The 7,025-nt window shown below is 42.9% G+C and carries 7 protein-coding genes; 5 read left to right on the top strand and 2 right to left on the bottom strand.

Annotated elements, in window-relative coordinates:
* The 3 genes from SSCH_RS14845 to SSCH_RS14835 form a co-directional block, all read left to right on the top strand.
* Positions 1 to 650 (top strand): thiamine pyrophosphate-dependent enzyme (locus SSCH_RS14845; protein ID WP_232294520.1); only part of this gene is annotated, 650 nt, incomplete at its 5' end.
* A gap of 2 nt (positions 651 to 652) precedes the next feature.
* A complete protein-coding gene (locus SSCH_RS14840) occupies positions 653 to 1,225 on the top strand; it encodes a 2-oxoacid:acceptor oxidoreductase family protein (protein ID WP_044666164.1) in 573 nt (190 codons plus the stop codon).
* A gap of 1 nt (position 1,226) precedes the next feature.
* A complete protein-coding gene (locus tag SSCH_RS14835; RefSeq protein ID WP_044666163.1) occupies positions 1,227 to 1,466 on the top strand; it encodes a 4Fe-4S binding protein in 240 nt (79 codons plus the stop codon).
* Between the two features lie 121 nt (positions 1,467 to 1,587).
* On the opposite strand, the gene SSCH_RS14830 is transcribed toward SSCH_RS14835, so the two are convergent.
* Complete coding sequence (locus SSCH_RS14830) at positions 1,588 to 3,381, bottom strand: sigma-54-dependent Fis family transcriptional regulator (protein ID WP_052835718.1); 1,794 nt, start codon at positions 3,379 to 3,381, stop codon at positions 1,588 to 1,590.
* 695 nt (positions 3,382 to 4,076) lie between these two features.
* On the opposite strand from SSCH_RS14830, the gene SSCH_RS14825 reads away from it, so the two are divergent.
* Positions 4,077 to 4,877 (top strand): methyltetrahydrofolate cobalamin methyltransferase, encoded by an 801-nt coding sequence (locus SSCH_RS14825; RefSeq protein WP_044666162.1) that lies wholly within the window; start codon positions 4,077 to 4,079, stop codon positions 4,875 to 4,877.
* Positions 4,878 to 5,011: 134 nt separating this feature from the next.
* On the opposite strand, the gene SSCH_RS14820 is transcribed toward SSCH_RS14825, so the two are convergent.
* Positions 5,012 to 5,704: a SanA/YdcF family protein gene (locus SSCH_RS14820; protein WP_044666161.1), complete on the bottom strand. Its 693-nt coding sequence runs from the start codon at positions 5,702 to 5,704 to the stop codon at positions 5,012 to 5,014.
* Between the two features lie 227 nt (positions 5,705 to 5,931).
* Here SSCH_RS14820 and SSCH_RS14815 point away from each other — a divergent pair, with 227 nt between their 5' ends.
* On the top strand, positions 5,932 to 6,369 hold the full coding sequence (locus SSCH_RS14815; protein WP_044666160.1) for a DUF2935 domain-containing protein: 438 nt from the start codon (positions 5,932 to 5,934) through the stop codon (positions 6,367 to 6,369).
* The last annotated feature ends 656 nt before the right edge of the window (positions 6,370 to 7,025 follow it).

Genomic DNA, 7,025 nt, shown 5'->3' with positions numbered 1-7,025 from the left:
AATTGAGTACGAACTGGGGATTCAGGATCAGAGAGTTGTTTTTGGCTGTGATCATCGGATGTTCTCTCCTTTCCTGGGATTTTTTCAATGTAGACACTGTTCAGACACACCATGGAAGAACGACACCGGTGATGGTGGGAATCAAAAGAGCAAACCCAGACCTGATCGTCATTGCTTATATGGGAGATGGGGGCGGTTATGCTATTGGCTCCCAGCACCTGGTGAACGCCACCAACCGCAATGATCAAGTCACCACTATCCTGGTTAACAACACCAACTATGCCATGACCGGTGGGCAGATGGCCCCAACCACCATGCCTGGTCAGAAGACGGAAACAACCCCCTATGGTCGTGATGTGAAAACAGCAGGTTACCCTATGATGGGACCTGAAATGGTGGCCGCCATCTCCCATGATGGGGCATATGTGGCCAGGGGCAGTGTTGCCAAGTTTGGACAGCTAAAGAGGTATCTTAAAAAGGCCATCGAAAATCAGGTGGCAGGGAGAGGCTTCTCATTTGTTGAGGCCTTATCTACATGCCCGACCAACTGGCGCACTAATGCCGTTAAGACCTGGTCTTTCCTCGAGGAGCAGATGACAAAGCAGTTTCCTCCTGGAGAATTGAAAGTCCCAGCGGGTAAGGAGGAATAAAAATGGGTAAAGCATGGAAAATTGCGCTTGCCGGTGAAGGTGGACAGGGTGTGCAGTCAGTGGCCATGATCCTGACCGAGGCTGCTGCCCTGGAAGGGAAGGAAATTCTCTACATTCCTAATTTCGGTGTAGAGCAGAGAGGGGGCGTCTCCATCGCCTTTGTGCAGATTGGTGATGAGAAGATTGGCGCCCCAAAATTCAAGACCGGGGATATAGTTATTGCCTTGAGTGACCGCGCTGTCCGGCGTGTGGGAGTGCACACAGGGCCGGAGACCCTCTTTATCTATGATGCCGGTATCGAAGGAATTGAAAAAGAACTTCCCGATAACGCCAAAAAGATACTGGCCATCCCTGCCCTAAAAACAGCCAGTGAGGAACTACACCCGCGGGTTTTCAACATTTTGATTATGGGGGCAGTGATCGGAGCAACCAATGTGGTCAAATTAGAAAAGGCAAGGGAAGCCATTGAAAAGAAGCTTGGGTACAAATTCCAGGATAATCCGGAACTGCGTGATCTGAATTTCCGGGCTGTAGAAAAGGGAATCAGCCTTGTTAAAGAAATGGGGTTGAACTGATATGAAGTACTTCTATGCTGTTGACACCAAAGTCAAAAACGGTGAAAAAACCTTTACTCTCTTTCCTGGACTGTGCAAGGGATGTGGGCTTTGCAAAGAAAAGTGCCCCGAAGATGCTCTTAACTGGTCGGAGCATTTGGGAGTTTACGGGACACCGACAATTAGCCCTGATTCAAAACTCTGTAAAGCATGTCGAAAATGTGAACGGATTTGCCCTGACTGCGCTATTGCCATTAATTAAAAACTACCGGAAACATGCTGTTTGGACCCCAATTTGAGGAGTTAAAAGCCCTCCCTTGGGGTCCTTCCCCTTAAAGGACTGCAGCATGAATATACATATCTGTTACGTCTGTTTTTTTGAGTCAAACACTGCTGCTGCGGATTTGTTCCAGAGGGATGTTGAATCTTTTTATTTTATACTGCAAATTTTGCCTGCTCATACCCAGCATACGAGCACTTTGAGATATGTTACCACTTGTAGTTTGCAGTATCCTCATTATTTCATTTTTTTCCTTCTCTCTCAGCGCTTTTGGTAAAGAGGTTTTCTTGGCGGCTGCTTTTTCATCAGGCAGAGGTAAAGGTTGGCTTTTATTTTGGTTTAACTCAACGATAGTCATGGGCAGTTGCTTGAAGGTAATAGCAGTCTCATCTTCATGCAAGATGCTCATGGCTCCTTCGATCACATTCTCCAATTCACGCACATTACCTGGCCAGCTGTATGACATGAAGAAATCCATCACTTCGTTACTTACATGCTTGACATCCATTTTGAATTGTTTATTGTATTTGTTGATGAAGTAATCTGTTAATACCGGTATGTCATCAGTTCTTTCTGAAAGAGAGGGTACAGCAATTGTTACAACAGCAAGCCGGTAATACAAATCAGCGCGAATTTGTTTTTTTTCGATGGCCTCCTGGGGTGTGACATTGATAGAGCTGATCACCCGTGGAGACACGCTGATTACTTCGTTTCCCCCAATCCGGAACAGCACTCCTTCCTGAAGCACGCGCAGCAATTTGGGCTGCAGGAACAGAGGCATAGAGTTGATCTCGTCCAGTAAGAGGGTGCCTCCATCAGCCTGTTCAAAAAGTCCTGCCCTATCCACAGCTCCGGTAAAAGCCCCTTTGACTGTGCCGAAAAGAATGCTTTCCAGAAGTGACTCCGGTAATGCAGAACAGTTAATAGCAATAAAGGGCTGTTCTTTTTGATGGCTTTCATTATGAATACTTTGAGCAAAAAGTTCTTTTCCGGTCCCTGTTTCGCCGTAGATGAGCACATTAGAAGGTGTTACTGCGGCTCGCCTGGCATTCTCAATGGCATCTCTCATTGGTTCACTTTTTCCTATAATGTCTTCGAAAGTATAGCGGGTTCCGTTCTTGAGCTTTTTCCTAACGCTGGTCACTTTTTTCCCCTTTCTTGCATTTATAGAGTTATCCTCAATCATGCTATTATGGAGGCGTTCTACCAAATCAGCTGTGACATTGAAATCCTGGGAAATAGAAACCGCACCGATAATATCATTTTTATGAAAAATAGGTGAACAAGAGGTGACCACATTGACAGTGTGCTTGCCGCTGGTAAGGTAATACTGGGGTTGACGGGAAATTTTATTCCCTGTTTTAATGATCTTCAGCAAGAGGCTGGTTGTTTCATCGAGGTCATAATGCTCAACCATTGAGTTTCCTTTAACTTTTTCGAAACTCAAATTATCAAAACTTTCTTGTGTTTGATTCATAAATAAAATCTTTCCGTATTTGTCTACCGCCAATATTCCCTCATCGATGGAATTAAGCAAGTTTTCGTATAACTCCAGTTTATCTTGTTGATGACGATTTTCTTGCTGCAAAACTTTTTGCGATGTTTCATCAATAAAGGTTATTAATTCCTCTTTGTCTTTGGCAAGGGTAATCCTTTTGACACGCAACCAGTAAAACTCTTTGGCAACTTTAACTTCAATACATGTTTCTTTACGCTTGTCGATATCGACCAGGTAAGGAAAACAGTATGATAGCTGCTGCCCTTCTACTTTAGAGTAAACGGCAAAAGAGCGTGCAAATTTGTTTGCATAGGTGATGCAACCATTATTATTTAGAAGAATAATACCGTAGGAAACCCCATCAAAAATATCCAACGTTCTCAAGGCATCAAAGGACACTGATACCCTGCTCCTTTCCTATATTTTATTCTATCCACCTGCTCTTTCTGGATTTATGTATAGATATATAGGGTAGATGATGGTCAGATATTAGCTGAATATTTGCTGAATATCTGTTGAATATTAGCTGAATTTTGATGTGAGTTGATGCGAACAAGGAATTTTGGTAATAAATTGGCAAGAATGATAGTAACTGATAGTAGTGGTATGATTAATTATGGTATATGATATTATTCGACAAAAATCTCTATATCCCTTTTTTGGACATATGTACTTTATTTCACATGGGATGCTGTTGGGTTTGTATATTATTAGAAGCTGGCATGTAATTTGCATTTTAAATATAAGGGATGCTCTATGGATGTGAACAGCGCAAACCTATTAAATCGTTTGAAATGGGGGGATAGAGGCGAATATCTGTGAATGCGTGCTTCGGGGGCAAGAGGCGCCAATAATCAAGTAAGGCGCAGGGTTATGTTAGGCAGTAACCGTCCTGATGCGGTATTTTTGTCATTCTATTGTTGTCATACACTAAGTGACGGGGTTGGGACATAGAGATATGGCAGACTCATTGGCAGACTCATTGGCAGACTCCCTCCCCCAAGTGTCATGGTTATAGGAATAGGGTTTCACCGAATTGTAAGAAAAAAAACGATATCAAATCTGTATCAAAATAAAAAAAGGAGATGAGATCCTTGTTGATAGTAGGTGAATTAATCAACACGAGTAGAAAAGCAGTAAAACAAGCTGTAGATGAAAAGGATGCCGCGAGTATACAGAAGTTGGCTGAGCAACAGGTGAAAGATGGGGCTACCTATGTGGATATCAACTGCGGCACATTGATCAACAATGAAGAGGAAATTCTGCAGTGGCTGGTAGAAACAGTTCAAAGTGTTGTGGATGTACCTTTATGCATCGATACACCGAACCCGGCAGCGATGAAAGTAGGGCTTTCTACATGCAAAAACGGTCAAACCATGATCAACTCTATTAGCGCCGAAAAAGAGCGTTTTGAGACAATGTTACCACTGGTGAAGAAGTATAAGTGCAAGGTTGTTGCCCTTTGTATGGATGATACCGGCATGCCCGACCTGGCGGAGGACCGTTACCCTATTATCGATAAATTGGCCAAAGATCTTGTAGATGCCGGCATATCCCCAGATGATGTCTATTTCGACCCCCTTGTCAAGCCGCTGAGTACCAGCAACCAAGCAGGATTAGAGGTATTGGCGACAGTGCGGTATATTAAGCAAAATTATCCAGAATTTCATATGATCTGCGGGATGAGCAATGTTTCTTACGGCCTCCCTCAAAGAAAACTGCTCAATCAAGCTTACCTGGTTCAGCTTATGACCGAGGGAATGGATGGGTTCATCCTTGATCCAACAGAGAAAAGGCTGATGAGTCTATTTTATGCCTCACAAGCACTACTGGGCAAAGACAACTTCTGTATGAATTATCTCAAAGCCTACCGTGCCGAACGGCTTATAGTATAGATACAAATCATCTGCATAAACCACATAGACGAAAAAGTAAAGAGACCAGGTAACATCCCCCACCTGGTCTCTTGCTTTGTCCCGTTCGCTAGTATTCGATAAAAGTCGGGTGGTAACCGGTGCCTTTGCGCAATTCAATCATTTGTCAAGTCACCATTGCCGCTTAATGGTATCGCTTCGCCTAGATATGTAGGCTCAGGTTTAAAAATTACTGTAAAGAAATCCTTTACTCTTGCCAGTGTTTCTCTCAAATCTCTAATTTCTTGACCAAAATATTGCCTCGGGTCAGACGCAACACCATACGCTTCCAGCCCCAGATTCTCAGCTATATACAATGCACGATACAAATGGTATCTCTGTGTTACAATGATAATCCTGTCTGCTTGAAAAACATCTCTTGCACGATAAAGGCTTTCATATGTAGAAAAACCTGCATGATCCATAAAAATATGCTCAGAATTAATACCTTTATCAATTGCAAACCGCTTCATGACATTGACTTCATCATATTCTTTCCTACTATGATCACCACTCATCAGTAATCTGTCAGAAGCTCCATTCTCATATAATTCGATGCCTTGTAATAGCCTATCCTCGAGCATGTAGCTCGGCCTTCCGCCATCCCACACACCTGCACCCAGAATAAGGATACAATCAGAGTCCAAAGAGGCTGCCTCTTCGACTGTCATGATTTTATCCTTAACCGATGATTTGACACAGACATTTATAATTAATATAGATACCAATCCCAATATACTGACTGACACTAAGAAAAGTAATCCGACCGATAGTTTCTTTTTTCTGCTTTCTGTTTTTTTATTATCCATAAAAATACTCCTTTTGTGTTATGATACCACGTTTGAGGATGCACAGGCAGCTCTATTTCAGGTGAAAAAGGAACGTACCTTAAATGTGCCCAGCTTTACCAGGTCTCTTCACCCAGTAAATATAAAGGAAAAATCTGATTTATGCCATCGATGCGTTTTTGCCTTCCTTCACCTTCCTGTTTCTGGAGAATATCCTATAGTAGGAAATTATTAGGGGGGATGCGCTTATGCAGTTTTATTATGGTGACAGAATGGTACACAGGGTCTTGGATGAAGCCGAATTTTGGAAGCAGCAGGAAGCGGAGCATACGGTAGTAATACGGAAAATAGTACCAAATTTAGAGTCAGAATTTGTATGCCAACTGGAACAATTTATGCTGGCTTTTCAGAAAACTAAAGGTAAAGTTGTTAGATATATTGAGACTGTTGTCAGATCTGGAGGGCATATTTGTCCCAGCCTTGAGCAAGAAATTCTCCAGTTAATCGATTTCGCCCTGCGAGAAAGCCAACAATTTGTTATGTTCTTAAACCGCATACTTGCAGAAAGTGAGGCAGTACGCTGTGTCCTAATAGCTCAAGTGGTTATCAATCATATCCGCAGAGAATCGGAATACTTTATAGGTATTGCTCAAACTATTTTATGCACCAAAACTTATGAAACATAGCCGGAGAAAAGCTAGCCGGAGAAAACCAATCACAATCGACTGATATACGATGCCCCTATGCCTCTGATCTTCGTTCATTAACTTCTCCTGGGATTGCAGCAGTAGGACGCGAGGAACCCGTCCCGGTGTCCCACTACCCCGTAATCTCGCGCTAACGGAGGTGCTATAGTTCGGATCTTGTTTTTAGCATACCTACAAGGAATTGAAACACAGGAAATATATTTAGCCCCGCAGTACCTTTTTCCTTGTTTTAGCATACCTAGGAATTGAAACAATCCGAACTAACGGGCAGTATAACGCGGTAATGGCACGGCGGTGTGGTCGTACATATCCCCTTCCGCAATAATGGTTCGATAGCTTTTTCCTGCTCATCTAGCCCAAAAGGCAATAAAGCAAGCCTGGCGAAATGAGATATGGGAAGCGGCTGACCCCACCGTTTGTAAGATTTACGCTTTTTGTGCGTCTTATAGATGAGGATGTGAGAAAGTGACGAGCTTTGAGCAGGTTTATCAAACATATTTCCGCGATGTATTCTTGTATATAAAGAAGATATCAGGCAATGAGCAAATAGCAGAAGATATTACAAGCAAAGCGAAACCTTTTTAAAGGCAATGGCCGCAATTTGACGGGTTTCGTGGCTCATGTAATATCCGCGT

The organism is Syntrophaceticus schinkii (assembly GCF_000946815.1).
Classification (GTDB): domain Bacteria; phylum Bacillota; class DSM-12270; order Thermacetogeniales; family Thermacetogeniaceae; genus Syntrophaceticus; species Syntrophaceticus schinkii.
The sequence above is the reverse complement of the archived record's forward strand: the minus strand, read 5'-3'. Positions and strand labels throughout refer to the sequence as shown.